Source organism: Methylosinus sp. PW1 (assembly GCF_000745215.1).
Lineage (GTDB): Bacteria > Pseudomonadota > Alphaproteobacteria > Rhizobiales > Beijerinckiaceae > Methylosinus.
Map to the genome: position 1 here is coordinate 987,552 of NZ_JQNK01000009.1, position 24,565 is coordinate 1,012,116.

30 protein-coding genes are annotated in these 24,565 nt (G+C 63.3%); 29 read left to right on the forward strand and 1 reads right to left on the reverse strand.

What is annotated here, in order from left to right; all coding sequences use genetic code 11:
- The 21 genes from K369_RS14170 to K369_RS14265 all read left to right on the forward strand — a co-directional run bounded on the left by K369_RS14170 (position 1) and on the right by K369_RS14265 (position 16,803).
- Positions 1-207 (forward strand): hypothetical protein, encoded by a 207-nt coding sequence (locus tag K369_RS14170; RefSeq protein ID WP_036292059.1) that lies wholly within the window; start codon positions 1-3, stop codon positions 205-207.
- A gap of 29 nt (positions 208-236) precedes the next feature.
- On the forward strand, positions 237-1,790 hold the full coding sequence (locus K369_RS14175) for a hypothetical protein (RefSeq protein ID WP_036292061.1): 1,554 nt from the start codon (positions 237-239) through the stop codon (positions 1,788-1,790).
- A gap of 17 nt (positions 1,791-1,807) precedes the next feature.
- A complete protein-coding gene (locus K369_RS14180) occupies positions 1,808-2,257 on the forward strand; it encodes a hypothetical protein (protein WP_051949297.1) in 450 nt (149 codons plus the stop codon).
- Positions 2,258-2,314: 57 nt separating this feature from the next.
- Positions 2,315-2,665: a hypothetical protein gene (locus K369_RS14185; RefSeq protein ID WP_156967918.1), complete on the forward strand. Its 351-nt coding sequence runs from the start codon at positions 2,315-2,317 to the stop codon at positions 2,663-2,665.
- Between the two features lie 17 nt (positions 2,666-2,682).
- The gene (locus K369_RS26540; RefSeq protein ID WP_156967919.1) at positions 2,683-2,832 is read left to right on the forward strand and encodes a hypothetical protein; all 150 of its coding nucleotides are present in this window, start codon (positions 2,683-2,685) and stop codon (positions 2,830-2,832) included.
- 12 nt (positions 2,833-2,844) lie between these two features.
- A complete protein-coding gene (locus K369_RS24760; protein WP_051949299.1) occupies positions 2,845-3,381 on the forward strand; it encodes a hypothetical protein in 537 nt (178 codons plus the stop codon).
- Entirely contained in the window at positions 3,378-5,567 is a 2,190-nt protein-coding gene (locus K369_RS14195) for a hypothetical protein (RefSeq protein ID WP_036292063.1), read from the forward strand. The genes K369_RS24760 and K369_RS14195 overlap by 4 nt, the downstream gene beginning before the upstream one ends.
- Before the next feature lie 10 nt (positions 5,568-5,577).
- Positions 5,578-6,333: a hypothetical protein gene (locus K369_RS14200; RefSeq protein ID WP_051949300.1), complete on the forward strand. Its 756-nt coding sequence runs from the start codon at positions 5,578-5,580 to the stop codon at positions 6,331-6,333.
- Positions 6,330-6,566, forward strand: coding sequence for a hypothetical protein (locus K369_RS14205; protein WP_036292064.1), 237 nt, complete (start codon positions 6,330-6,332; stop codon positions 6,564-6,566). Before K369_RS14200 ends, K369_RS14205 begins: the two co-directional genes overlap by 4 nt.
- A complete protein-coding gene (locus K369_RS14210; protein ID WP_036292066.1) occupies positions 6,547-7,677 on the forward strand; it encodes a hypothetical protein in 1,131 nt (376 codons plus the stop codon). The genes K369_RS14205 and K369_RS14210 overlap by 20 nt, the downstream gene beginning before the upstream one ends.
- Complete coding sequence (locus tag K369_RS14215; protein WP_036292068.1) at positions 7,677-8,243, forward strand: phage baseplate assembly protein V; 567 nt, start codon at positions 7,677-7,679, stop codon at positions 8,241-8,243. Before K369_RS14210 ends, K369_RS14215 begins: the two co-directional genes overlap by 1 nt.
- Before the next feature lie 4 nt (positions 8,244-8,247).
- Positions 8,248-8,613 (forward strand): hypothetical protein, encoded by a 366-nt coding sequence (locus K369_RS14220; RefSeq protein WP_036292070.1) that lies wholly within the window; start codon positions 8,248-8,250, stop codon positions 8,611-8,613.
- Complete coding sequence (locus K369_RS14225) at positions 8,610-9,752, forward strand: baseplate J/gp47 family protein (protein ID WP_036292071.1); 1,143 nt, start codon at positions 8,610-8,612, stop codon at positions 9,750-9,752. The genes K369_RS14220 and K369_RS14225 overlap by 4 nt, the downstream gene beginning before the upstream one ends.
- Position 9,753: 1 nt before the next feature.
- Positions 9,754-11,085: a hypothetical protein gene (locus K369_RS24765; RefSeq protein ID WP_051949301.1), complete on the forward strand. Its 1,332-nt coding sequence runs from the start codon at positions 9,754-9,756 to the stop codon at positions 11,083-11,085.
- 7 nt (positions 11,086-11,092) lie between these two features.
- Positions 11,093-12,457, forward strand: coding sequence for a hypothetical protein (locus K369_RS14235; protein ID WP_036292073.1), 1,365 nt, complete (start codon positions 11,093-11,095; stop codon positions 12,455-12,457).
- A 7-nt stretch (positions 12,458-12,464) separates the two neighbouring features.
- Positions 12,465-13,064 carry a hypothetical protein gene (locus K369_RS14240; protein WP_036292075.1) on the forward strand — a complete coding sequence of 200 codons (600 nt, stop codon included), beginning with the start codon at positions 12,465-12,467 and terminating at the stop codon, positions 13,062-13,064.
- A 97-nt stretch (positions 13,065-13,161) separates the two neighbouring features.
- Positions 13,162-13,491 (forward strand): hypothetical protein, encoded by a 330-nt coding sequence (locus tag K369_RS14245; RefSeq protein WP_036292077.1) that lies wholly within the window; start codon positions 13,162-13,164, stop codon positions 13,489-13,491.
- A complete protein-coding gene (locus K369_RS24770; protein WP_051949302.1) occupies positions 13,488-13,895 on the forward strand; it encodes a hypothetical protein in 408 nt (135 codons plus the stop codon). The genes K369_RS14245 and K369_RS24770 overlap by 4 nt, the downstream gene beginning before the upstream one ends.
- 10 nt (positions 13,896-13,905) lie before the next feature.
- Entirely contained in the window at positions 13,906-15,015 is a 1,110-nt protein-coding gene (locus tag K369_RS24775; protein WP_051949303.1) for a hypothetical protein, read from the forward strand.
- Between the two features lie 3 nt (positions 15,016-15,018).
- Complete coding sequence (locus tag K369_RS14260) at positions 15,019-16,377, forward strand: hypothetical protein (protein ID WP_036292079.1); 1,359 nt, start codon at positions 15,019-15,021, stop codon at positions 16,375-16,377.
- Between the two features lie 9 nt (positions 16,378-16,386).
- Positions 16,387-16,803, forward strand: a complete 417-nt coding sequence (locus K369_RS14265) for a hypothetical protein (protein WP_036292081.1) — start codon at positions 16,387-16,389, stop codon at positions 16,801-16,803.
- Between the two features lie 28 nt (positions 16,804-16,831).
- On the opposite strand, the gene K369_RS14270 is transcribed toward K369_RS14265, so the two are convergent.
- On the reverse strand, positions 16,832-20,428 hold the full coding sequence (locus K369_RS14270) for a bifunctional DNA primase/polymerase (RefSeq protein WP_198033124.1): 3,597 nt from the start codon (positions 20,426-20,428) through the stop codon (positions 16,832-16,834).
- Positions 20,429-20,759: 331 nt separating this feature from the next.
- Between K369_RS14270 and K369_RS14275 the strand changes: the two genes are divergently transcribed.
- The 8 genes from K369_RS14275 to K369_RS27175 are packed head-to-tail and all read left to right on the forward strand — an operon-like array spanning position 20,760 to position 24,555.
- The gene (locus K369_RS14275; protein ID WP_036292086.1) at positions 20,760-21,329 is read left to right on the forward strand and encodes a hypothetical protein; all 570 of its coding nucleotides are present in this window, start codon (positions 20,760-20,762) and stop codon (positions 21,327-21,329) included.
- Entirely contained in the window at positions 21,326-22,342 is a 1,017-nt protein-coding gene (locus tag K369_RS24780; protein WP_051949304.1) for a hypothetical protein, read from the forward strand. Before K369_RS14275 ends, K369_RS24780 begins: the two co-directional genes overlap by 4 nt.
- Before the next feature lie 5 nt (positions 22,343-22,347).
- Positions 22,348-22,491, forward strand: coding sequence for a hypothetical protein (locus K369_RS26545; protein ID WP_156967922.1), 144 nt, complete (start codon positions 22,348-22,350; stop codon positions 22,489-22,491).
- Positions 22,488-22,925 (forward strand): hypothetical protein, encoded by a 438-nt coding sequence (locus K369_RS14285; RefSeq protein WP_036292088.1) that lies wholly within the window; start codon positions 22,488-22,490, stop codon positions 22,923-22,925. Before K369_RS26545 ends, K369_RS14285 begins: the two co-directional genes overlap by 4 nt.
- Positions 22,922-23,236: a hypothetical protein gene (locus K369_RS14290; protein WP_036292090.1), complete on the forward strand. Its 315-nt coding sequence runs from the start codon at positions 22,922-22,924 to the stop codon at positions 23,234-23,236. The genes K369_RS14285 and K369_RS14290 overlap by 4 nt, the downstream gene beginning before the upstream one ends.
- Positions 23,233-23,742 carry a hypothetical protein gene (locus K369_RS14295; protein ID WP_036292092.1) on the forward strand — a complete coding sequence of 170 codons (510 nt, stop codon included), beginning with the start codon at positions 23,233-23,235 and terminating at the stop codon, positions 23,740-23,742. The genes K369_RS14290 and K369_RS14295 overlap by 4 nt, the downstream gene beginning before the upstream one ends.
- 8 nt (positions 23,743-23,750) lie before the next feature.
- Complete coding sequence (locus K369_RS14300; protein WP_036292094.1) at positions 23,751-24,335, forward strand: hypothetical protein; 585 nt, start codon at positions 23,751-23,753, stop codon at positions 24,333-24,335.
- 4 nt (positions 24,336-24,339) lie between these two features.
- Positions 24,340-24,555 (forward strand): hypothetical protein, encoded by a 216-nt coding sequence (locus K369_RS27175; protein WP_051949305.1) that lies wholly within the window; start codon positions 24,340-24,342, stop codon positions 24,553-24,555.
- Positions 24,556-24,565: the final 10 nt, after the last annotated feature.

A 24,565-nucleotide genomic window follows, 5' to 3' on the forward strand; every position in this document is an offset into this window, starting at 1 on the left:
ATGCTCGTCGTCATCGGACATTTCGGAAAATACAAGCCCGGACAGGTCGTCGACGCCGCCGACGAGGCGGACGCGCTCGCCAAGCACCGGCGGGATGTCGTGCCGGTCGCGACGCCCAAGCCGGTCGACCCGAAGGCCGACAATTCGCCGAAGCCCGTCGAGATTCCGAAGCCGGCGCCGACCGAACCCGCCGCGCCGACGAACTGACCGTCCCACGGATTCAAAGGAAACACTGAATGATCACGCAGGACGGTCTCCTCAACACCACGTCGCTCTCGGTGCCCGGCGTCTATGTCGTCATCGTGCCGCCGCAGACGGTTCTCAACGGCGTGCCTTCGAACTATGTCGGCCTCGTCGGCGTGGCGTCCTGGGGACCGGTCAATCAGGCCGTCCCTCTCGGATCGCCGGCGCACATCCAGGCGTCGTTCGGCAACGTCGCGCTCCGCGACAATGACATCGCCACGCACGCGACCGTCGCCATGCAGCAGGGCGCCGCCGCCATTTTCGGCGTGCGCGTGACCGACGGCACGGACACCGCCGCGACGACCGGCGGAATCGTCAACGCCAATCTCGATTCAAAATATGTCGCGGCCATCGCCGACGCGATCAACAACGGCCAGTCGCAGATTCGCGGGAAGTCCAATCTCGTCGTCGCTACCGTGGCGACCGTCGGCGGGAATCCGCAATTGACGGTTCACGGCCGCTATACCGGCGTGCGCGGGAACTCCCTGTCCGTGTCCTTCACCAAGGGCACCAAGGCGGGCACGATACGCGTCTCCGTCGTCCTTGGATCGCTGCGAGAGGTCTTCGACAACATCGTCGGCCTTTCCGGAGCCGTCGCCCCCGCCGCGAATTTCTCCGTCGCCTTCACCGGCGGCACCGACGGTGCGGCTGGAGTGACCTCTTCGACGCTTCTCGGCGTCGATGGCCTCGTCCGCACGGGCCTCTACGTCCTGAGAAAGACCGGCATCGCGGCCTTCTCGCTGGCGGACAACACGGATTCCACGACCTGGGCCGCCGAGTCCGAGTTCGCGATCTCCGAGGGATCCTACGCGATCACCACCGGCGCGCCGTCCGAGGACATCACGGACGCCATCACGGCCCTGCACACCGCCGGGATCGACACGCCGTGGGTCAAGCGGCTCCTCGGCGACTGGGTCTATTGGAACGACACCTTCAACGGCGTCTCCAAGCGGCTGGTGTCGCCCCAGGCGTTCACGCTCGGACTCTTCGGCGTCCTGTCGCCCCAGCATTCGGGCCTCAACAAGCAACTGAAGGGCGTCGTGGCGACCCAGCGTTCGGATTCCGGGCTCGGATATTCGTTCGCCGACATTTCGCTGATCAACACGAACGGGCTCGACGTCATCGCGTCGCCTTCGCCGGGCGGAAACTATTTCTCGCTCCAGAGCGGACTGAACACGTCTTCGGACGCTTCGGTGAACGGCGACAACTATCCGCGCCTGACCGGCATGATCGCACGCACCATCGACAAGGGCTGCGGCGTCTACGTCGGACAGCTTCAGGACGCCGATGTCCGCCAGCATGCCGCCGGGACGCTGAACTCCTATTTTCACGCTCTCCAGAGCGCGAAGATCATCGGGGATTCGAACGGCGGCGTCGCGTGGCAGGTCGTCATCGACGACAGCGTCAATGATCCGCTGCTGGTCGTGCTCGGCCAGATGAAGGCCTACGTCAAGGTCGTCTATCTGAGCGTCATCCGCTTCTTTGTTGTCGACCTCGAAGCCGGTCAGACCGTTCAGATCACCGACGCCAACGGCTTCGGCGCGTAATCGAAGGGAACAGTAAAATGGCAGTCGATACCGGCTATGGCGTCTTTTCAACCGGCGTAGACACGTCGCTGATCGTCGCCGATCCGCTCACGGGCCTTCCGCTGCGCTTCGGAAACCTTACGGATTTCGACGCGAAACCGCAGTTCGACACGATCGAAAGCTATGGCATCGACGGCCTCAGCCGCACCGCGGACATGCCGAAGAACCACAAGCTGTCGTTCACCGTCGACCGCGACTCGCCCAACTTCGAGCGATGGGTGGCGGCGCGCGAGGAATCCTACTTCCGCGGAATTCCACCGAAGAACATAACGATCACGCAGATCATCCGCGAGCCGGACGGTTCCATCTCGACGTATCTCTACACCGGCGTCGCAGTCAAGCCGACCGACTTCGGCGCGTGGAGCGGCGCGAAGAAGGTGACGATGAAGTGGGAAGGCACCGCGACGAGGAAGAGACGCCTGGTCTGATCGGTTCATACTGAAACATGGCGGACGTGGAGTCCGCCGAAACGAGGTCTTAAAAACATGGCTACCCAGTTCGAAGCGACCGAGAGCAAAACCGAACGGACGTTCGTGTCGAAAAACGGTCGCAGGATCACGATCCGCAAGATCAACGGCGCCCGTCGCATGCAGTTCCTTCGGGTTCTCGGGTCCGATCTCGCCGCCAATGCGGCATATCTGTCGCTTGCCGCCATCATCGTCTCCATTTCCAAGGTCGGAGAGGAGCCGTTCCCGTTTCCGAATAACCCGTTTCAGATCGAGGCTCTGATGGAGCGCTTCGACGAGGACGGCACGGCGGAAGAGGTCGCGATCGCTTATCGCGACGCATTCATGGTCGAGGCCGAAGGGGACGCCGCAGCCGCAAAAAACTCGTAGAGGATCCCGAGTTCCGCATGATCGCCTATTGCGTGCGGAACGGGGTCCCGAAATCTGAAGCCGAGGAGATGGACTACCACGAACTGGTCGCATGGACCGTCGTCAACGGGGAGTTCGAGACCGGCAAGAGCTACGACTGGGACAACAGGCGATGGCCGAAGGAATAGCAGGAGCGAACGATGTCCTTCTCCGTCGCCGAATTCGTCAAGGAACTCCTCCGAGTCTTGCACCTGCTTCCCGCTGCGGAGCGTGTCGCGCTCGAAGCGGCATGCAAGATCATCCTTGAGGAGGCCAAGTCGATGCCCGGCGAATACCAGGCGGGCGCCGGGCCGTTCAATACATGGGCGCCGCTCGCGCAGCGCACGCTCAACGATAAGATAACCGGCGGATGGCCGGTTCCGTCGCCGCTGAAGCGCACAGGTGAACTCGCCGAGTCCTACGAATACAAGATCAAGGGCAACGAGGCATGGGTTGGGTCAAACAATCCAAAGGCGACCTGGCAGGAACTCGGAACCTCCAGAATTCCGCCTCGGCCAATCCTCGGTATCGCCGCCGCGCGGCATGAGAAGGAAATCGTCGAACTCGTCGGACGCTCGGTCTATGAGGCGCTGATCGGGCGAAATCTCCATGGCATCGTCAACGAAGGCAAGGCTGCGGGAATGCAGACGACGATGAACGTTCCGCCTAAGCCGAGGACTTGGGGCTTTAAGCCATGAGCGGCGGATCGGTCTACGAGATCGGGATGAGGATGACGCTGGCGGGAAATGCCGCCGGCGCGCTCGCCGGTATCATCGCGCAGATGGGCCACATCCACCAGCTCGAAGGCAAGATCGAGAAAGGGTTCCACAGTTGGAACGCCGCCATAATCGGAGCCGGAGTGGCGACGGTTGGCGCCGGCGTGCTCAAGATGGCCGGTCACTTCGAGCAAGCTGGCGAAAAACTCGCGCACGCGCAGAATATCCTTGCCGCAAGTCTGCCTGACGCGTCGCGGGCGATGGATATGCAGATCGCGAAGACATCGGCTTATGCCGAGGCCGGCAGAAATCTGAACACGACGCTCGCCGACAACATCACTCACCTGAACGACCTGAACAATGTCGTCCAGGACATGCATGAATCGACGCTCATCCTTCCCGTGTTCAACGACTTGCAGACGGCTTTCGACTTCGTTGGAACCGATAAGACATCCCACGCGAGGAGCGCGAAGAACCTTGCCGACCTCGCCCGCGCATTCGAGCTTGCTGGGCGCAACACGCCCGAGGCAATGAAGGACATCGGCGAGGAGTTCAAGAAAACCGTCATCGGTCTCCGCGGCCAAGTCAACGGCTCCATGATGTTCCAGGCACTGTCGTCGGCGCAGCTCTATCGCGGAGGCTATAGCGACGACTTCCTGACCAAGGGACTGCCCGCGATGTCGAACGTGATGAAGGGACGCCTCGGCACGGCCCTGAATGCGATCGGATCGAACCTCGTCGGCGGCACTTCGTCTAGCGAGATGCAAGCGAACTTCCAGGAGAAGTGGGGTCTTCACAAAGAATCCGACAGGCTGATGATCGACGGCAAGTTCAAGGGCTTCAAGCCCGGATCGCTGTGGCACTCGCAGGAGGCGACAGAGGACCCGCTGCTTTGGGCCTTCGAGTTCCGCAAGATGCTCCACGACGAGAAGGGCGTGAACGTCGAAAGCACGAAGGAGATGTTCCAGGTCGTCATGGAGATCTCCAAGGGCAATAAGCTCCTCGGCGGAGCCCTCGGCGAGCTGCTGATGCCGAAGACCTTCCACCAGCTCGAGAAGGAGCACAACAAGATCGCGGGGGTCAACCTCGAAAACGTGCGCGAGCAGATGGAGAAGGATCCGGCAATGTGGCGCAAGCGTCTCCACGACCAATGGGAGAATTTCGAGGAATCCTTTGGCGTCGCGCTCGTGAACCCGTTCGTAAATCATATTCTCAAGCCGATCACCGAGGGACTGCGTGACGTGTCGCAGTGGGCAATTCAGAATCCCGAGACCGTCAAGGAGATCATGAGGATCCTCGTCGGCGTCGGAGCCGGATTGGTTGCGCTCGGCGGAATCATGATCGGAGGCGCGTTGATGGCAGCCATCGGCCCCGCCGGATGGCTGATCGCTGGAATGGTCGCTCTCGGAGCCTATTTCGGGACAGGAGGCAAGGCATTTGCGTCCACCGGCGGCTTCGCGGCGAAGGCCGAAAAATGGGGCACGAAGCTGAAGGACTCTATCGTCGCAAAGTTCAATGCGATCGATTGGGCCGGTGTCTGGACGTCCGCCAAGGGCATCGGTTCAAAGATCCTCGGTGGCGTTGGCAAACTTTTCGAGTCGGCATTCTCCGGCATCGAGGGATGGGCGTCCAGTGGAGGATTCGGAAAGGCGCTCGAATCCATGAAGGCTTGGGCCACTGGATCGTTTCTCCCATGGTTGCTCGGTTCCTTCACGGACGACCTCTACGCATTCTCCGTCAAGGGAAGCCAATATGCGGTGAGACTGGCCGGCGTCGTCTTCAATATGATGGCCGATCTCGGCGGCTTCCTCATGAAGGAGATGGCCGGTCTTCCAGGCATGGTGTCGTCGGCGATTTCCGCCGCGATCGCCGGCATCGGGGAATTGATCAAGAAGGCCATCGGAAGCTTTTGGTCGTGGGGAACGACGCCGCTCTTTGGGCCGCACGCCGGGACTCCAATGGGCGGCGCAGCGGAGCCTGCACAGCAGAAGCAAAGCTACGTTCCTCCGGCACAGACCGACAAGCAGTCTTCCACGGTCATCATGCAGGTGGACGGCCAGAAGATCGGCGAGGTCGCGGCGAGCTACATCGGTCGCAGCGGCACATACCCGCTGTCGCCGTCGTTTAACGATTCCCACGGCAACTTCTCGCTGCCGGCGTTCAATTGAGGCTGACGCCATGGAACCGCAATTCCAACTGAAGCTCGGCAACTTCGTCTTCCAGGAATTCGAGATTCCCTCGAAGATCACGGGTCTCGGCGGCAAGCAGACGATCGCGAAATCCCAGCTCATCGGCGGCCTGCGGGTCGTCGATGCGATGGGCGCCGACAATGCCGATCTGTCGTGGGATGGACGCTTTCGCGGTATCGACGCGCTGAAGCGGGCGCAGACGCTCGACCGGATGCGGAAGGGGGGCGAGGTCTTCCAGTTGCGGTGGGGCGGCCTGTATTACGAGGTCGTGATCTCGGATTTCACGTTCGACTATCTGCGAATGCAGGAGATCGAATACAGGATCACGGTTGTCGTGGTCTACGACTCCAACACGGTGTTCGTTCCGCCCGCGCCGGCGGAGTCCCTCGTGCAGTCCGACCTCGACGCGGCGTCGAAGCTCACGAATGTGGGCCAGAATATCCTCGACGGCGTGAATTCGCTCTCGACCGCCCTGGAAGCCGTCGGCCCGTTGGCGATGGCGGCGACGTCCACCGTCGTCTCCCTGGCGTCGCAGGCGACGTCCATTGCATCCGAGGCGTCGTCGGCATTCGTCGCGGCCCAGTCCGCCGCGTCGGCCATCATCGCCTCCCCCGGCGGCAACCCGGCGGAGATCGCGGCGAATCTCGTCGCGCTCGACGGCTATCACGACGAATCCATCGACGCCGGCGGCATCGCGAATCTGATGACACGGGCGGCGATCAACCTGACGGGCGCCGCGCAATGACGATCCAGACTCCCGTTCCCGCAAAGCGGGTATCCGTCAGCAACGTGTCGCTCTACGACGTCGCGCTGCAATATCTGGGCGACGCGACGCAGTGGTATCGGATCGCCCAGGCGAATCCCGGCATCGTCAACGGCCTCACCGCCGGCGGCTGCGTCGATCCGATGATACGGGGGACCGTCACGCTGACGATTCCACCGACGGGCAAGGCGTCCAATGGCGGCATTCTCGACTGAAACCGCGCGAAAGATCTGGGCCTACGTGGAGATCGACGGCGTAAGCATTCCCGTCGTCTCGGCGTCCTGCGCCATATCGAAGCTCGCCGCGTCGAACAATTTTTCCGCCGAACTTCCGTTGCACTACGGCGACGCCGACACGGCGTTCTGGGCGGCGCTGACTTCGAAATCCAAATGCTCGCTGTTTGTCTCCGACGGCAAGCAGACCAAGCGGATGGTGTCCGCCCCGCTCGACAGCCTCGATCTGAAATTCGCGTCGCAGCGCGTCTCGATCTCGGCGAGGTCGTCCGACAGGAAAGCCTTGAACGCGAAGTCCAACGAGCAGTGGCACAACCGCAAGCCGACGGAGGTCGTCAAGGACATCGCCGACCGCCACGGCTGGAATTTCGTCACCGACGACGTGGAGGACACGTCGCAGGACGATCAGGCCGGCAAGATGCACCACCTCGACAACGTCAAGATCACCGACTCCGACACCGAATGGGGCGTCATCCAGAAGCTCGCAGAGGAGGAAGGCGTCAACGCGTGGCTGGACGGCGACACGCTGTATTTCAAGGAGGCGGACGACGACAACGACGACGTCTATGTCGTCAACTACAAGGCTCCCAGCCCCGTGCACGCCGCCTTCGCCGACTTCATCGACCTCAAGATCACGCGCCACCTCGGCGCCGGGAAGGCCGTGCGCTGCCACACCCATTCGTGGCATTCGAAATCGAAGAAGGTCGTCCACGGCAAGCACGAGATCGCCGGCGACGACGACAAGGACGCGCTGGAATATCACGAGCGCGTCGCGAACCTGTCGCAGCACAAGGCCGACAGGCGCGCCCGCAAGAACGCCAGGAAGCATGCGCGGCACGAGATCACGATCAGTCTCGACATGCCCGGCGACCTGGACTGCAACCCGTCGAAGCGCCTCGAACTGAGGGGAACCGGCGGCTTCGACCACATCTACTACATCGACACCGTGAACTATTCGATCGGCGACGGGCTGCGGATGACGATCGACGCCAAGAACACCAAGCCGGGCCGCAAGGGCGGCGGCGGAAAGACCAGGGCGGCGCCGAAGAGCACCAAGGCTCCCCTGCCGCCCAAGAGACCGACGGGGCTGTGATGCATTTCGAGGGACTCTGGAACGCCATCCGCCGGGAGATTCACACGGCCATCCGCAGCGCCGTCCTGAAGCCGCGCTACGGCGTCATGACGTCGTGGGACGCCGCCACGCACAGCGGGAAATTCCTGCTGCAACCCGAGGGCGTCCAGACCGGCTGGGTCCATGTCGGCGTCATGGCGGCCGGCAACGGCTTCGGATTTTCCGTCGCCCCGAACGTCGGCGACCAGGCTCTTTTGATGGGCGCCGAGGGGGATCCGGATTCCTGGCACGTCCTGCATTTCCTCCATTCCGATGCCGACGCCGCGATGGGATTGCAGGCCGGCGAAGGCAAATGGCGCGGCAAGGACGGCTCCGAGGTCCACATGGCGCAGAACGGCGACCTGACGGTGAAGCACCACACCGGCGCGCAGACGACGCTCACCGCCTCGGGCATCGTCCACAAGGACGAGACGGGCTTCGAGACGCACATGGCGGGCGGCAAGGTTCTGGTCGGCGGAACGGACGCGATCAAGCCTGTCAAGCTCGCCGACGGATCGAACTCCACGCAGCTATTCACGAAGGGATGACCTGATGGCCGACCTGAATCACGTCTTCGGCGAGGATCTTTCGTTCGGGCCTTCGAACGATCTCGCGACCGTGGACGGCTCCGATCTCGGGCATCAGCGCATCATCCGCCGCCTGATGACGGCGGTGCGGGGCTATGTGTGGCACGGAGACTACGGCGCCGGCGTTCCGCAGCAGATCGGACTGGCCGAGGACTATTTCGAAATCCAATCCGCCGTCATGTCGCAGATCCGCAAGGAGGCTGCCGTCGCCTCGACGCCGGTACCCGACGTATCCGTCACCGGTATCCTCAACGGGGTCCGTTGCGACGTAACATACTGGGACGCCGACACCGGCGACCAGAGATTCCTCTCATTCGACGTGGCGAAATGAAGCTCAATCTGAAGACCTTCGATCAGATCGTCAGCGATCAGGCCGCCGCCGCGCAGGCCTCGGCGGGGAAGCTGCTCGACTTCTCGGTCGGCTCGATCCTGCGCGCCTTCGCGGAATCCATCGCAGGCATCGCGCTGTGGCTTCAGGCACAGATCTCGAAGCTGCTGCTGACGACGCGCGCCGCCACCTCGACGTCCACCGATCTCGACACGTGGATGGCGGACTTCGATCTGACGCGCATTCCCGGCGTAGCGGCGACCGGCATCGTCACGTTCACGCGCTTTTCCGCAGGCGCATCGCAGCCGGTCGTGCCCGTCGGAACCGTCGTCCAGACGTCGGACGGCTCGCTGCGGTTTACCGTCGTCGCCGACACCACCAACGCCAACTGGTCGGCCACGCTCGGCGGCTTCCTGTTTCCGGTGAACGTCGGATCGATCGACGTCCCTGTGGCGGCCGCCGATGTCGGGACGTCCTACAACGTCGTAGCCGGCGCGATCTCGCAGGTCGCCACCGCCGTTTCCGGCGTCGATCAGGTCGTCAACGTCAACGCTTTCGCCAACGGCGCCAACGCGGAATCCGACGACGCCTTCCGCACCCGCTTCCAAGGCTATATTCTCGGCCTGTCGCGCGGCGACCTCTATGGGCTTTCGGCGGCCATCGCGGCCATCGGCGTCTCCGTCCAATACGCGCCCGTCGAGAACTATTCCGTCGACGGCGTGTGGTCGCCGGGGTTCTTCTATGTCGTCGCCGACGACGGGACGGGCGCGCCTTCGTCGGAATTCCTCGGACGCATCGCAACCGCCGTGGATTCGGTGCGTCCGATGACGGTGCGTTTCACCGTGGTCGCGCCGACCGTCCAAGCCGCCGTCGTCAATCTCAACATCGGCGTCTTGTCGGGCTACGACGCCCCGACCGTCCGCGCCGCGGTCGCCGACGCCGTATCCGCGAACATAAACGCGCTCGGCCTGGGCAAGGGTCTGGAGTTCGGGTTGCTCTATGCGTGGGCGCTCGCGATTCCCGGCGTCTCCTACGCGCACGGCGTCACGCTCAACGGGCTGGACGGCGACGCGGCGTCGATAGCGGCGTCGCCCAAGGTGACGATCAAATGCAACCGCGCAACCCAGATCACGGTGTCCTGACATGGCGGTCGGCGACTTCGACGACATGATGCTTCGGCTGCGGAGCCATCTCCCCAAGGGATGGTTTCCCGACGTCGCGCCGGGTCTCGACGCCGTGCTGTCAATGCCGGCGACGGCGTTCCGCTACGTCTGGGACCAGATAGTCGATGCGAAGGCGCAGAGCCGCATTTCGACGGCCACCGGCGTCTGGCTCGATCTCGCGGCCTACGACTTTCTCGGAACGCGCGTCATGCGCCGAAAGGACCAGTCGGACGACTCTTTCCGAACGCGCGTGAAGGCCGAGATCCTGCGCGAGCGCGTCACCAAGGCCGGCATGAAGAAGATGCTGACCGACCTGACGGGGAAGACGCCGACAATCTTCGAGCTTTGGGACGCAAATTTTTCAGGCGGCCTCGACGCGGGATTCTATCTGGACTATTCGCCGCTCGGCGAGACGTCCCTGCCCTACCAGTGCCTGATGGACGTCCCGCGCCAGCCGACGACCGGCGAGGCGTGGGTGGGAGGCTTGGCGGCGGAATACGATTCGCCTGTCGTCATGTTCCCGGCGACGCTCGTCGACGCCAATTCGTCGCCGCAACTCTATGAACAGTATCCGGCCTTCGGATGCCTGACCGGCGACAGCGTCATATCGTCGTGGAGCCATACGATCAGCATCGACTTCTCTAGTGGGCGGACGAGCCACGCACTCAAGGTGGTTGGAGAATCCGGAGAGTCCCCGCTCTTCCATATCGTGACATCCGAAACGATTTCGTTCCGCATCGTCATCGCGCGCAACGTTCCGATCATCAATTTCAACACCGGCAACGGAATCTATATCGACAAGGGGACCATTCTCGCCGACTCGGGGATTATCACGCTGCCGAAGACGGCGACGCTCAACGATCTGATCGCGGCGCTGAATGCCGTCGCTGGTGCGTTCTGCACAGTTTCGACGAACAATCCCACCGGCCCCGGCGCGCCCGACACGAACCTGAAGTTCGACTTCACCGACTGGATCGCGGCAAACGCGCCGGGAGACGGGACCATCACCTGCGCGATCGGCTGCTCGCTGGAAGGGATTTTAGGGACTTGGTTCCAGCGCTTTATCGGCGTCTCCTATCCGAGGAACTACTGCGACGCGAACGGTCTCGTCTACGACGAAGCGATCCTCGGCGCCGAACTGACGTCTCGATGGGACGGCTGGATCGGCCTCGGCGACGGCTGGGAAATCGGCGGCTACACGCTCGGGACTATCCCTGACGCTGCTGGCTCCGGACTGACGGATGCCGATATTTATGACGCGATAGAACACACGCGCCCGACGGGAACCGTCGCGTGGACGGCGCTGGAGTAGAGAACGCATGTCGGACAGAAAAGTAGTCTATCCCGGTCAGCAACTGCCGGCGCGCGCAATCCTCGACAACGCCAAATTCGGGCTGATCGGGCTCGGCTCGCTCGCCAGGGCGCTGTTCGGCGTTCGCGACGACGGCATGGGATCGTCCACCGGCGTTCCGCTCAAGGAATCCTTCAAGCCCGTCGTCGCCGGCCTGCAATGCGCGCCGACGACGCCCGCGAGCCTCAGTGTCGTCGTCTCCCCCGGCGAGATCTATGTCCAGGAGGCCGTCGACTCCTCGGATTTCGGAATTTCCGGCAACACCGACGCGCACACGACGATCAAGCAGGGCATCCTCGCCGATGCCGTGACGCTGCCGATCACGCCGCCGGCGACGGCGGGATACGCGCAATATTTCCTGATCCAGGCGACCTATCAGAACCTCGATACGGACTCGTTTGTCGTTTCCTACGTCAACCACGCCAACCCGCAGATGCCGTTCTCCGGGCCCGGCGGCACCGGCGTCGCGCAGCCGACGACGCGCAAGGGACTCTGCGTCGTGAACCTCAAGGCGGGAGCGGCGGCGGCTTCGGGATCCGAGGTCGCGCCGACTCCCGACGTGGGCTATGCCGGACTGTGGCTGATCCGCGTCTCTCACGGGCAGACGGAGATCTCGAGCTATTCGACGGGCGGCGGACTGGCGGACATCAAAGTTTATCCGAACGCGCCGTTCATTCCGTCGTTCGGCGCGCCAAGGATCTTTAGCGGCACGATTCCCGGAAGCCTGACCGATGGGACGCCGATCGGCGGACTGTCGCCAGCGTTTCACGACACCGGTTCGAACGCGCCGCCTCACGGCTCTCTCGTATCGCTTTCGATTCAGATTCCAACATGGGCCGTCGGCGACACGCCGCGCCTGCAATTCGTTCCCGGCGGCGCCTACATCCCGATCCAGCGCTTCGACGGATTCCCGATCTCGTCCGGGGACGTCGGCGGCTCGGCGCTGTTCATCATGGACAACGGCGTCGCCAAGCTCGTCAATCCTGCGGTTCCCGGTCGATGGGAATCCTCGGGCGGCGCCGGCTCGGGTTCCATCCTCCTGCCGAACGGCTACCTGCTGCAATGGATCAAGGGTCCGGACATGACGCATGCCGGCGGCGCGGGACCCGGCGTCGATCCGACGCAATACATCCCGTGGCCGACGTCGTTCAACGAGGCCTGCTACGCCGCCTTCCCCGTCACCGTGAACGCGGCGGCGTCCACCGTCGCCGATCGCGCCATCCAGCTCGTGGACTACGACCAATACGGCGCGAACATCATCAATCAATGGATGGGCGGCGGCGCGACCGACACGACCACCGTCGCCGCATTCGTCTTCGCCATCGGAAAGTAAGGACGTCATGGACACCATCGCCGCCAATTCGCTCCCGACCGCCCAGGCCTACGTCCTGCTCGGCGACGACAAGCGCGCCCGCGCCTTCTTCCTTCAGGGCTTGAATTCGAACATCCCCGCCGGCGCCGTGGCCATCACCCGCGCCGTATACGATGCGCTGCGGGCGAACTTCACGACGCTGACCTACGACGCCGCGACGGGAACGACCGCGCCCTATGTCGCGCCGGCGCCGACAAAGGACGCCTTGATCGCCTATACGGACTCCAAGCGCGACCGCGTGGCCGCATCGGGCATCACGGTGAACATAGCGGCGGCGGGACAGCCGTCGCAGAATATCAAGGTCGCCACGCAGGCGCAGAACAACAGCGACTATCAGGGTCTCTATCTGCTCGCGGCGCAGAACTCCGCGTTCACGACGGAATGGGACGACGCCGTTCTCGGCGGCCTCACGATCAACGCGACGCAGGTCGCCATCATCGCGAATGCTGCCGCCGCATTCCGCCAAGCGGCATTCGCGGCAGGCATCGCCGTCAAGGCTCAGATCGCCGCCGGCACGATCACGACGACCGCACAGATCGACGCCTTTGCGTGGCCGTCGAACGCCTGAGTATCCGACGCACGGAATGCGGCTTCCTTCGACGGCGACTAGAATCGCCGGGTGAGCGGGAGTCGCGTCTTTGGCATGCAGTCCTAAAAACGTCGTCTTGAAACAGCGCGTCAACGACAGCTTCGGCTGGTCGGGGACGGTGACGCTGCCGACATATGCATGGACGGTCGAGCTCGACTTTCTCGACGATCGCGGCAAGGCGATTCCCAACGCCGGCGGCATTTCCGCGACGATTTCGCCGGTGGACGGCACGACCGCAGGCGGCAAGACGCAGTATCTGCTGCACCTCACAGCGGACCGCGAGGACACCGCCAACTGGCCGGCGAAAGACCGCGTGAATCCGTTGACGCTGATCCTGCGACTTCGCTTCGTCGGTGCGGTCGCCGTGACGGCGAAGAACGACATCGAGGTGAGGACGACGCTTTGACAGATCAAGCGATCATCCTGACCGACGACCTGCCGGAGATCGTGCTCGAAACCGGGTGCGTCTCGGGCGGCACCACGCTCGTCCTCTCCGACGACCTGCCATGGATCGGCATCGGCACGCAGGATCCCGAGCCGCAGATGCTGATGCTCGAGCAGTTCTTCGTCGGGCCGCCGGGCGCGGACGGGCCGCAGGGACTTCCCGGCAGGGACGCGACGACGTTCACATGGGACCAAGCATCGGCGTCGAACATCTGGGCGATCGCGCACAACCTCGGTCGCTTCCCCGGCGTGACCACGGTCGATCCGTTCGGCGCCGTCTTCGAAGGGACGGTCTCATACGTGGACGCCAATAATGTCCGCGTCGAATTCAACGCCGCAGTCAACGGCAAGGCCTATCTGAACTGAGGATGTCGCCATGGCGGCCAAGAATTTTCTCTCCGACATCGACCTCCATCTCAATCAGATCCTCAACGGGATATTGCACAAGCTTTCGGCCGCGCCGGCAGGCCCGGTCGAAGGGCAGGTCTACTACAATTCGACGACCAAGAGCGGCTATGTGTGGAACGGCTCCGCATGGCGTCCGCTCGATGCGAACCAACTCGCGGACGGCTCGATCCAGATCGCGGCTCTCGCGACGAACCCGCTCGCGCGCGTAAACCACACCGGCACGCAGACGGCCTCGACGATCAGCGATCTCGCCACGGTGGTGAAGGCCTACACTTTGGATTCCTTCGCCGCCGCCGTCGCCGCGCTGAATCTCAACGGGCAGAAGATCACGAATGTTGCGACCGGCACGAATTCCGGCGACGCGGTGAACAAGGGGCAGATGGATTCCGCCATCGCCGCCGCCATCGCCGGCCAGACCGCCGTGAAGTCGCCGGTCCGCGTCGTCGCCGCGTCGAACATCGTGCTTTCCGGGCTGCCGACCATCGACGGGATCTCCATCGATGCAGGCGACCGCGTTCTCTGCGTCGGGCAGACCGCCGGGGCGGAGAACCTCATCCACGTCGCCGCCGCCGGCGCATGGACGGTCGCCACCGACAACAACAGCGTCGGCCAGCTCATCGAGGGTACGGACGTCCTCGTCAACGAAGGCACGGCCTACGGCGGCGCGATTTTCCGCGTGACCACGAGCGGCCCGATCACGCCCGGCGTCACCTCGGTCGCGTGGACGCAGACCTTCAAATTGAACACATATGTCGGCGACGGCTCGACGATCTCGATCACCGGCACGATCATCAGCGTCATCTTCGGATACGGGCTGACCAGCGGCGGCGGCGCGCTGGCGGTGGACAGGACGAAGATCAAATCGCGATGGGCCGGGACGATCACCGGCGACGGCGCGACCACCGTTTTTACATTGACGCACAATCTCGCCAATTCGAATCCCGACCTGACGCTGCGAGATTCGAGCGGGAACGAATACGAGATCGCCAATCAGGCGATCAATTCGAACCAAATCGCCGTCACCTTCGGCAATGCGCCCGCCGTCGGCGTCTCCTACGTCGTCGAGATCGGGGGATAAGACGTGGCGAATCCGCTCGCCCTCCTCATCGGGAAATCGCTCAAGGTCGCGAGCAACCTCGTCGAGGTCGCCCTGTCGACCGACGCGGGGAATCTGCTCGGCTTGGGGTCGGACAACGCGCCGTATTTCGGCGTCACGACGGCATCCGTCGATATCGACGCGACGACGCCGGCGCCGGCGGTGGCGACGCAGTTCCTGTGGTCGACATTGCTCGGCTGCTACATGCGTTGGAACGGGTCGTCGTGGCAGCAGGCGACGATGGCGACGAACAACATCACGATCACCGAAACTGGTGGCTCTGGTTCGAACGCGTGGCTGGTGGCGGCCATCGCGAAAGCGCTGAGATATACGACCGCCAATGGCGTCACGGTCACCGTTCAGCTTTCAGCCGCTTCCTATACGGCGACGAGTGTGGCCGACTATAATTTTACGGACGGCGACTTCTCGAACATCATCATTCAAGGCGCTCCGAGCACGACGACGACGCTGGTTTCCTGCGGTTCCGCCACACTGGTCTCGGGCACGACATATAATGTCACATTCACGCTCGCATCCGTGACCGGATTCGTGGTCGGTCAATACGTCGGCTTATCCGTCATCAACGGAGCCGCGGGCTATTGGGCTAACCTCAACGGTTTGTGGCCTATCACCGCCGTGAATTCTGGGGCCAACACGATAACCGTCCAGGTTCGCGTTCAGACCGGAACATCCCTCGCCGCGCAGTCATCGCTGACCGGAACGGCGATCACGTGGACATCGATACTTTATACTCAGTACGGAGTTCAGTTCGTCGGACGCAATGTCAAGTCGCTGACCGATTTCATGATAATTCAGCAGGGAGTTCCGACCGCCGGGACATCCGGTTTGACGATCGACGGAAAGGATGCGGTCGCGAACATATCGAATGTCGGTATTTATGGGTTCAGCACAAATGGATCCGCGATGGCGCTTTATGTCGCGCACGGCGGGCGGGTCGGAGTATCCGGTCTGTACGCGTCATTTTGCGGATCGGGAATATTTCTGGATCAGGGCGCGACATTCGACGGATGGGCGGTTTTGTCGTCGTTCGCCCCGGCTGGGAGCGGCCTGACGGGATGGGGCGTCGATATCTACCGACTTGCCAGATTCCGCGTCACGGATCAGCGCATGGCGGCGATCAATTGCCAATGGGGAGTAAATCTGAATGTCCTGTCCGAAATATACATTGAAGCGGCGGTTTCCTATAAAATAGGAGGAACATCGGGAGGAATGCAGGCATGGAACAACTGCATAGCCGAAGGAAACGGCTATATAGCGAACATCGGAACGTGCAGTCCGACACGCGGCACGTTCGGGAACAATGCGTCGGCGATCTATTCGTGAGGGCGGACCGTGATTCTCATCATTGACTCTACGGGAAGCATCTTTGCCGCACACGCCGACGGACAGATCGAAACCGTCCTCGCGGCGTCCGACTATTCCGGAAAGGCCGTCGTCTCCGTTCCTGACAGCTACAACGCGCAGCCGGGCGGCGCGCCTCCGGAAGGAGCCGTCGTCCTGCGCCCTGCCGGCGGCGTCTATGTCCCGCAGAGCATCACGAGATTGCAGTTCGTCAGACAGAGCAAGGCACTCGGCATCTGGTCGAGCGTGCAGGCCTATTTGAGCGCGAATCCAGAAGCCGACGACTGGTGGACGTATGCAAGCGCCATCGAACGTCAGAGCCCCGTGCTGATCGCGGCGGCAACGGCGTTCGGGATGGACAGCGCGGCGGTCGACGCTTTCTTCATCGCGGCAGCGGAATTGGTGTGAGCGGCGCCGCATTTCCCTCGCCGCCTGATCACCCCGGCCTCCGCTCGAACAGCATCCTCACCCCGAGATCGACGAGACGCTCCTTTCGCGTCTCTTCCTTCATCGTTTCCTTGCTGGTGATCCGCAGCGGATATTTCCGGTCTTCGCGCTTGAATCCGAATTTCAGGATCTCGTCCCACATTGTAGCCAACGCCTGATGGAACTCATAATCCTCGGCGTAGGCCCGATTCTCCGGCGTCCCGAACGAGAGGTCCATGGCGTCGGGCTTCTTCGGCAACGCCAGCGACATGTCCGCCTTTCCCGAGACGATGGTGACGCCCGCCGCCAGCCTCGCGGGCGCCTTAGTTCCGTCCTCGAGATAGACCAAGCCGTCGTGCGCCCTCCGCAGCGCCCATTCCAGCCGTTCGTGCGGCACGAACATCGGAGCGCGGATGCGGCGGATCCGATCCTGGCCTTCCAGGCGATACTCGAACTCCATCAGCCCCCGATCCGCGCCGCACTCCGAGATTTCGCGCATAAACCGCGACATGATCGTCGCGTCCACGATATCCAGCGTCTCGACGCATGACCGATGCGCGTCGGCGAGACCGGTGCGGCGGACGGCCTCCCAGCCCTGGTAGTGGACCCGCAGATCGTCGAGCGTCATCACGTCGTCGAGGATCACGCCCTCGGGAATGACGGACGACATGATGATCGCCAGCGGCGCCTTGCCTTCCCGGTAGACCGGGCGCAGTCGTCCAATGAACTGTCGGGTCTCCTCCTCGCGGTATTGACGCTGGACCAATTCCGCCCACCTGCCGGCGCAGCGCGGAATCCGAACGGTGACGTCGCGCCCGTCGCGCAGCGGGTAGGTCCGCTCGGACATGTTCACCGGCAGCGGGTTGCCTTCATGATCGCAGCCGGTTCCGAGATAGTCGATCGGCGTCTCGGGGATCTCGTCGTCGTATGTCAGCGCGCCAACGATGCCGTCGATGGCTCGCGGGCCGAGCTCCATGCGCCCGATGCAGACGGCGACGCCGTGGTGCTTGGCGAAATCCAGCCCGCGCAGGGCGCCGAAATGGACGGAGTCGAGATTGTCCGGAGGCCTCCAGTTGCGGTGCATCGACTCGCGGACCTTCTTCGTCGAGCCGACGATCACGCGGTCGTTGCCGAAGACGCCGCAGATGGACGAGATCGCCGTGCGGACGGCATAGAGGTTCTTCGCCGCCCGCTCGCGCTTGCCGTCCTCGTCGGGATGTTTTTCGGGAATGAGGGCCGTGTCCGAATAGACCTGATCGATGACGCCGATCGTCCGCAGATGCAAAGGCGCGTCGATATCGATGACGCGAAAATTCTTGTTGAACACCTTTCCCGCGATCTCGGGCGCCGCCGAGGCGTCCAGGAGCATCGTCGGGACGGCGGGAAAATTCGTCTTCGACCGCCACGACACGCGGATGTATTCGTCGGATCCGTCCTTCAGCAGTTGAATTCTGGCGTCCGTGTCGCCCTTGGCGGACCGCGTGAATTCGGCTTTGCCGCCGCCTTGCCGCTGCAATTGCTCGCTGAAGCGGTCGGATTTCAGCTTTTGATGGCGATCATCGACGATCGCCCAGAACCTCTTTTCCGCCCATAGCCCCGTCAGCTTCGGCTGAGATGCGATCTCCTCGACGCCCTTGCGCGTGAGGTCCGGGCGCACAAGGCTGTAGGTGATGTCGGCCCGCGCCATGACGCGGCGCACGGAATCGAGCAGCATCTCGCCGTCGGAGGCGTCGAGGAATGCGCGTGCGACGTCCCTGCCCGCCCGCAGCGCCTTCATCGCGATGCCCACGGCCTTCTCTCTGGCCATCGAATGCTCCTCGGGCGCCGGCAGGACGACGCCGGCTTCCTTTGCCTTCCGCTGCTCCGTCTTCGTGTCGTAGGGATCGGGACGCCCGATATCCAGCACGGCCGCGGCGAAGGTCTTCGCATCGACGAACTGGCCGAAGCACCGCTCGTCGATGACCAGCGCCTTCATCGACTTTTTGAGTTCCTTGGGCAGATTCTTGTCCAGAAACGCCATCGGCATGAAGACGACGTCGGCCAGATGCAGACGCCGGCGCTGATCCAGGGCCGGGCAGCCGACGAAATGCGGGCAGTAGACGGGCTCGCCCTGGTCGTCCTTCGCCTCGCACAGCCCCGCCGTGCCGACGCCGGCCTGCGTCAGAAGCTCGAGCTCCTCGGCGCGGGCGCAGCCGGCGCGGACCTTCCCCATGTAGACCTGCGTCCGAAGGCCCGGCGGAGCGCGTGAGACGGCTTCCTCTATGTTCTGATAGCTCGGCATCATCATCACGATCGGGCCGCCGATCCGTCCGTTGTTCGCGATTTCCTCGCCGACGATGCGAACGAATGCGGACGTCTTTCCCGCGCCGGTCGGAGCCTTCAGGATCACGTCGTCGGCTCGGACTCGTTTTTTTCTGACTTCGCCGAGCCAATCTCGGATCGCCTTCACGACGGATTTCGACGTCGCCTCCGTCACCTGCGACCGGTCCTCGAGGAGGGCGCGCCGCGCCGCCTTGTCGGGATCGGGCTTCGTCATCGCCAGGACTTCGAGCGGCTTTCTCTTCGCCGGCGCCAATGCCTTGATATCGGGATCGGGACCGGCGGGCTCCGGTTCGATGCGCGCCGGCGCATACACGCTGCCGTCCTCGGCTCGATAGATTCTCTTCGCCGTCAGCCGTCCCTCTGCGACGGCCTGCTTGGCGGAAAGCACGCGCTCCCGCGCCATGTCGACCAGCGACGTCTCCCACTTGCCTTCGATCCTGGCGTGATCGCGGAAGACCTGGACGACGGATGAGTGGAGGGCCTCGAGGCCGGCGTCGGGATTGTGGGTCGCAAATCTGGCCGCGATCCAGTTGAGGAGCGTCTCGCGCCCGTCCACCGCCTTGCCGTCGATGTATTGCACGCCGGAAACGCGATCGGCACCGACCGGGACGACCAGATCCCCGACGACCGCGGGACGTTCATGGAACGCCTTCGCCCGCGCACGCCGCCCGTCGTCGATCGGCGTGTATTCGCGGTCCAGCGCCTCGAAGAATGCGTCGAGCGCGTCCTGCGATATCAGGGGCGCCGTCTCGGGGCCGTGCATGGACGGACGGCCCTCGGCCATCCATTGGAAATATGAACCGGTCTTGTGATGCCGCCCGTAGGCGGTGACCATCGAACCGTCGCCGAGAACCTCGACCGCGCCGATGTCGACGTATTTGCGGCTGACCTTGCGGAGTCGTTCGCCGTCCGCGTGGCGATAGAAGAGGACGATGCGCGGGGCGCGTCCGACGCGCTGGAACGGCGTCCTTCCGAGATATTGCGCCGCGAGAGTCTGGATTTTCCGCGATGCGACGTCGTCGTCTATGTCGATATCGAGGGCGAATGCGTGTCCGGACGCGGCGCCGAGGACGATGGCGACGTTGGAGCCGGGCGCCATCAACGCCCAGTCGCGGATTTCGGCGTCGGTCGGGCGGACCGTCTGATACGGACGCCACTTTATGGAATAGCCGCCGACGCGGGCCGTGCCGCGACCGTCGACGTGCTCCTGCGGCAGCACGGACCAGCCTTTGGCGACCATCGCCGGGCCGGCGGTTCCGAATTGTACTTCGCCAAGACTGTACATGCGCTCGTTGGGAGAACGCGCGCGCGAGTCTTCGCTCACATGCGAGCGAACGACGGTTGCTTTCGAGAAGTCGAAGCCGCGAAATCCTTCTTCGGACGCGGCTGTATCGCTGTCGTCGTCTCCGGCAAGACTCATCGGTCACCAGTATTGCGCTTTGCGCGTCATCGATTTTTGCGTTTGGAACGGGCCATTTCTTCGAGGTTCCGGGCACGAACGACGGAGAAAACGCGGCTGAAAGACATTGTGAATCCATGCCTTGCATCCGTCAAGTTCATCCGTCCATCCGAAAAACCATTTTGAATTTTCGCACGCGTGATTCACCTGTCGAATCATGTCGAATTCTTCTCGAAAGATCCTTGCTCTCGATCTCGCACGCGTCATGGGCGCCGCGTGGCGTGATGGCGACGGTCGCATCGTCACGCGAGCGTTCGTTCTCGGCAAGGAAGGCCTGAGATACGTCCCGGCGCATCTCGTCGAACTGGAAAAGATCGTCGCGGATCTGATCGACGAGTCCGGATGCGATGTCGTTTCCATCGAGAAGGACTTCGGGCGCGGAAAGGGCTCGACGACGCTTCGCTCATATCACGCCATCGCCAGGGCGGGCGCGCAGCGCAAAGGGGCGACTCCGCTCTGCGAGATCATGCCTTCGACAGCGCGCAAGCTCGCTCTCGGATACGGCGGCGGATCGAAGCCCGAGGTCGAGCGCCGGGCGAGAACTCTCATTCCCGAGACGGTCGGAAAGACGAACGACGAAGTGGACGCCGCGATTCTTCTGGTCGCGACGGAGGTCCGTCTCGCCGAACAGGAACGTCTCGCGGAAATCAGGAAGGCCGCGGCGAAAGCCGAGCGGGCGACGAAGGCGCTCGCAAGGCGCGCAGCGAAGGAAAGGGCAACGTCATGAACAGAAACTATTTCATCGGGCGGATAAAGCGCGCCCTGTTCGCCGGGCGCATCGGGCAGGCGCAGATCGACGGGATCAATTTCCTGCTCGACGTGCGCGAGCAGCGGTTCCCCAAGGTCGGGATATACGAACTGGCATACGTGCTGGCGACGATCTTTCACGAGACCGGCGCCGCGATGCGGCCGGTTAAGGAAAAGGGCGGCAACGCCTACTACACGAAGATGTACGACATTCGGGGATCGCGTCCTGAAGTCGCGAAACGTCTCGGCAATGTGCATCCCGGCGACGGCTCGAAATTCCCCGGCATGGGCTACGTCCAGAACACGGGGCGCCGCAACGCGCATGTCGCGTCGCTGATCATCGCGGAAATCCTCGGCGAGAAGGTGGACTTCGAGGCGAGCCCCGCGCTGTTGATGCAGCCGAAATATTCCGCCATCCTGGCCTTCTACGGGATGATCCACGGTTCCTACACCGGCAGGAAGCTGTCGGATTACATCTCGGACGAGCATCGGGACTACGAAGGCGCGAGACACATCATCAACGGCACGGATCGGGCGAAGCTCATCGCCGGCTACGCCGAATCCTTCCTCGACGCGCTGAAGCAGGCCGAGGAACAGCCGTCCGCGAAGCCGATCGTCTTCGCTCCCGCTGCGCCCGCCGAGACTCCAGCGTCAACGGACGATACGACGCCCGTTCCTGCGGAGTCGCCGGTGAAGGACGACGCCGCAGTCGATCTCGACTCCGGAGCGACCGGCAAGAGCTTGCTGAAGTCGAAGACGGCTATCGGCTCCATCGCCAGCGGCGTGGTCGGCGTGACGACCGCGACGAAGGCGATCACCGACAACGCGCAGACGGTCATCGATACGGCCAATCAGGCGAAGGACACGGCGTCGGCTGCATGGACGCTGGCGTCGGGCCTGGGACCATGGGTCGTGGCGATTGTCGTGATCGTCGCCGCCGTGGGAATCGTCGTCCTGGAACGCCGTCGGCACTCGGTGGAATACGGAGTCTGATCGCCATGTGGAAGCTCGGCGACGCCTCCTTCGTAATCCTTGTCGTCGCGGGGCTGGTCGCGGCTCCCGAGGCGACGCTCGCATTTGCCGCCGGCGCGGTCGTCGGCTGGTTCACCGCTCTCGTCGGCTCTTACGGAGAGGAAGCATGATCGGGGCGCTGTTCGGAAGCTTCGGACTTCTCGCCGGCGTCGGCGGCGCCGCGGCGTCCTTCGTCTATCTGCCGCCGGGGTTCAAGCAGGCCGGCATCGCGGCGGCCGTCGCCATCGGCGTCGGCACGGCGTCGTTCGGCGCGGGATGGCAGCACGGGTTCGATTCCGCCGACGCCAAGCGGAAGACCGAGATCGCGGCGATCAACGACGCCAATTCGAAGCTCGTCGCAAAAGCGAGGAACGACGCGGACGCCAAGGCGCGGGCGGATATCGCCGCCGCGCAGGAGGAGGCCGCGAAGGACGCCGCCGTCGAACGCGAAGCCAACGCGCAATTGCAGGCGGCGCTGTCGGTATTGGGCAAGGCTCCAAAGGCCGAGCGCGACCGCAAGGCGCCTGCGTTCCTCGTCTGCGCCGCAAGAGGAGACTGCAAGTGAAGGTCTCTCTCACACTGAAGAAGGTCTCCGTCACCGGCATCTGCGCCGTCGCGCTTTCGGGCTGCGCGCATGATTTGGTGGTGCTGCCGCCGCCCGATGTTCCCGTTCCGCGCATCGCCGACGCCGCCCGCGCCGCGAAGTTGAAAATGGATTGCCCTGAGCGTCCGAAACCGAAGGTCGGCGCCACGGAAGGCGAAATGGCGGAATGGTCGGCGCGGATCGTGCGCTCATACGACATCTGCTTCCGCCGCAACGATGCGAAGGCGAGGTTGATCGAGGGCGAAGCGGTTCTCGGCGGAGGTGGCAAGTGAGTCTTCTCGATCTCTTTGGAATACGCCCGACCGTCGATGCCAACTCATTCGTCATCGGAAAGGTGGATGAAGCGGTCTCCCAATTGAACAAGGCAGTTGAGGAACTGCGCGCCGAAAACAAGAACCTCATCGACAGAATGGGAGAACGTTCAACCATGTTCGCGAAGCTGGAAATGACGCTGACCCAGCTTCACAAGAGTGTGGAATCGATGCGCTCCGATATCGCCACCAACAACACGGCGATGAAGTCGGAGGTCGACAAGCTCGAGAAGAGAATCGAAACCCTCGAGCACGACGCTGCCAACGAGACGGACTCGGAGAAGCTTCGCGACTTCGTCGCAAGGCTCGAAGTGATCGAGAAGGACGTCGCGGCGATAAAGCTCGCCGCAGCCGAAGCGCGCGGCGGCGTCAAGGTTGCCGGCTGGGTCGGCAAAACCGCGGGAGCCGGCGCGTTTGCCGCGCTGGGCGCCGCAGTCAAATACACCTTCGACCATCTTACCAAGTGAGGATCATCATGACAGACAACACGACCACATCTCCCCTTCAGGAACTCGCCGATCTGGCGCCGCTGCAATTCGTGTCGGCGAAGACGCCTGTGGACGATGCTGCGCCCGCACAGCCGGCATTGAAGCTGACGGTCGACGTCCCAGTTCCCGCGCCCGTGGCTTCCACGGAGGACGCGCCGGCTCCCGTCGCTACGGCTCCCGCACCGGCGACGGATTCCACGGATGCACCGGTCGTCGCCGACGCGTCCACGACTTCCGACGCCTCGGTGGAACCGCTCTCCTTCGTGGCCGCCGAAGAGCCGGCTCTGGAACCGGTGGCGGCCTTCAAAACTTCGGCGCCGTCCAATGAACTCGTCGCACTGAGAAGCCGCGTCGCCGAACTGGAGGACGAGCTCGCCGACGCGAAATCGCGGATTCCTCCCGACGTCGGGTCGGAGGAGTTCTCGCAGTGGCTGTCCGAGCGGTTCGACGGCGGCTACGCGATCTCGCGCGTGTTCGATATCGGGAGGGACCATTCGACCGTCCTCGAAATCGTCTCCCGCGATGGTTTCGGCGGCAAGATCACGTTCTCCCGCCTCGAAAAGGTCGCATGACGCCATGCCGAAGGCGACGACCATCGTCACCGATCACGCGCTCGTCAGATGGCTGGAGCGCGTGAAAGGCGTCGATGTCGAGGCTTTCCGAAAGGAGATCGCCGAGACGGTCGCAACGGGGACGTCCCTGGGGGCGACCGGCGTCAAGGCGCCCGACGGATTCCTCTACGTGCTCGATCCCCGGCGGAAGTCGGTGATCACTGTGAGGCCAAGGAAATAGAGGGAGGCGA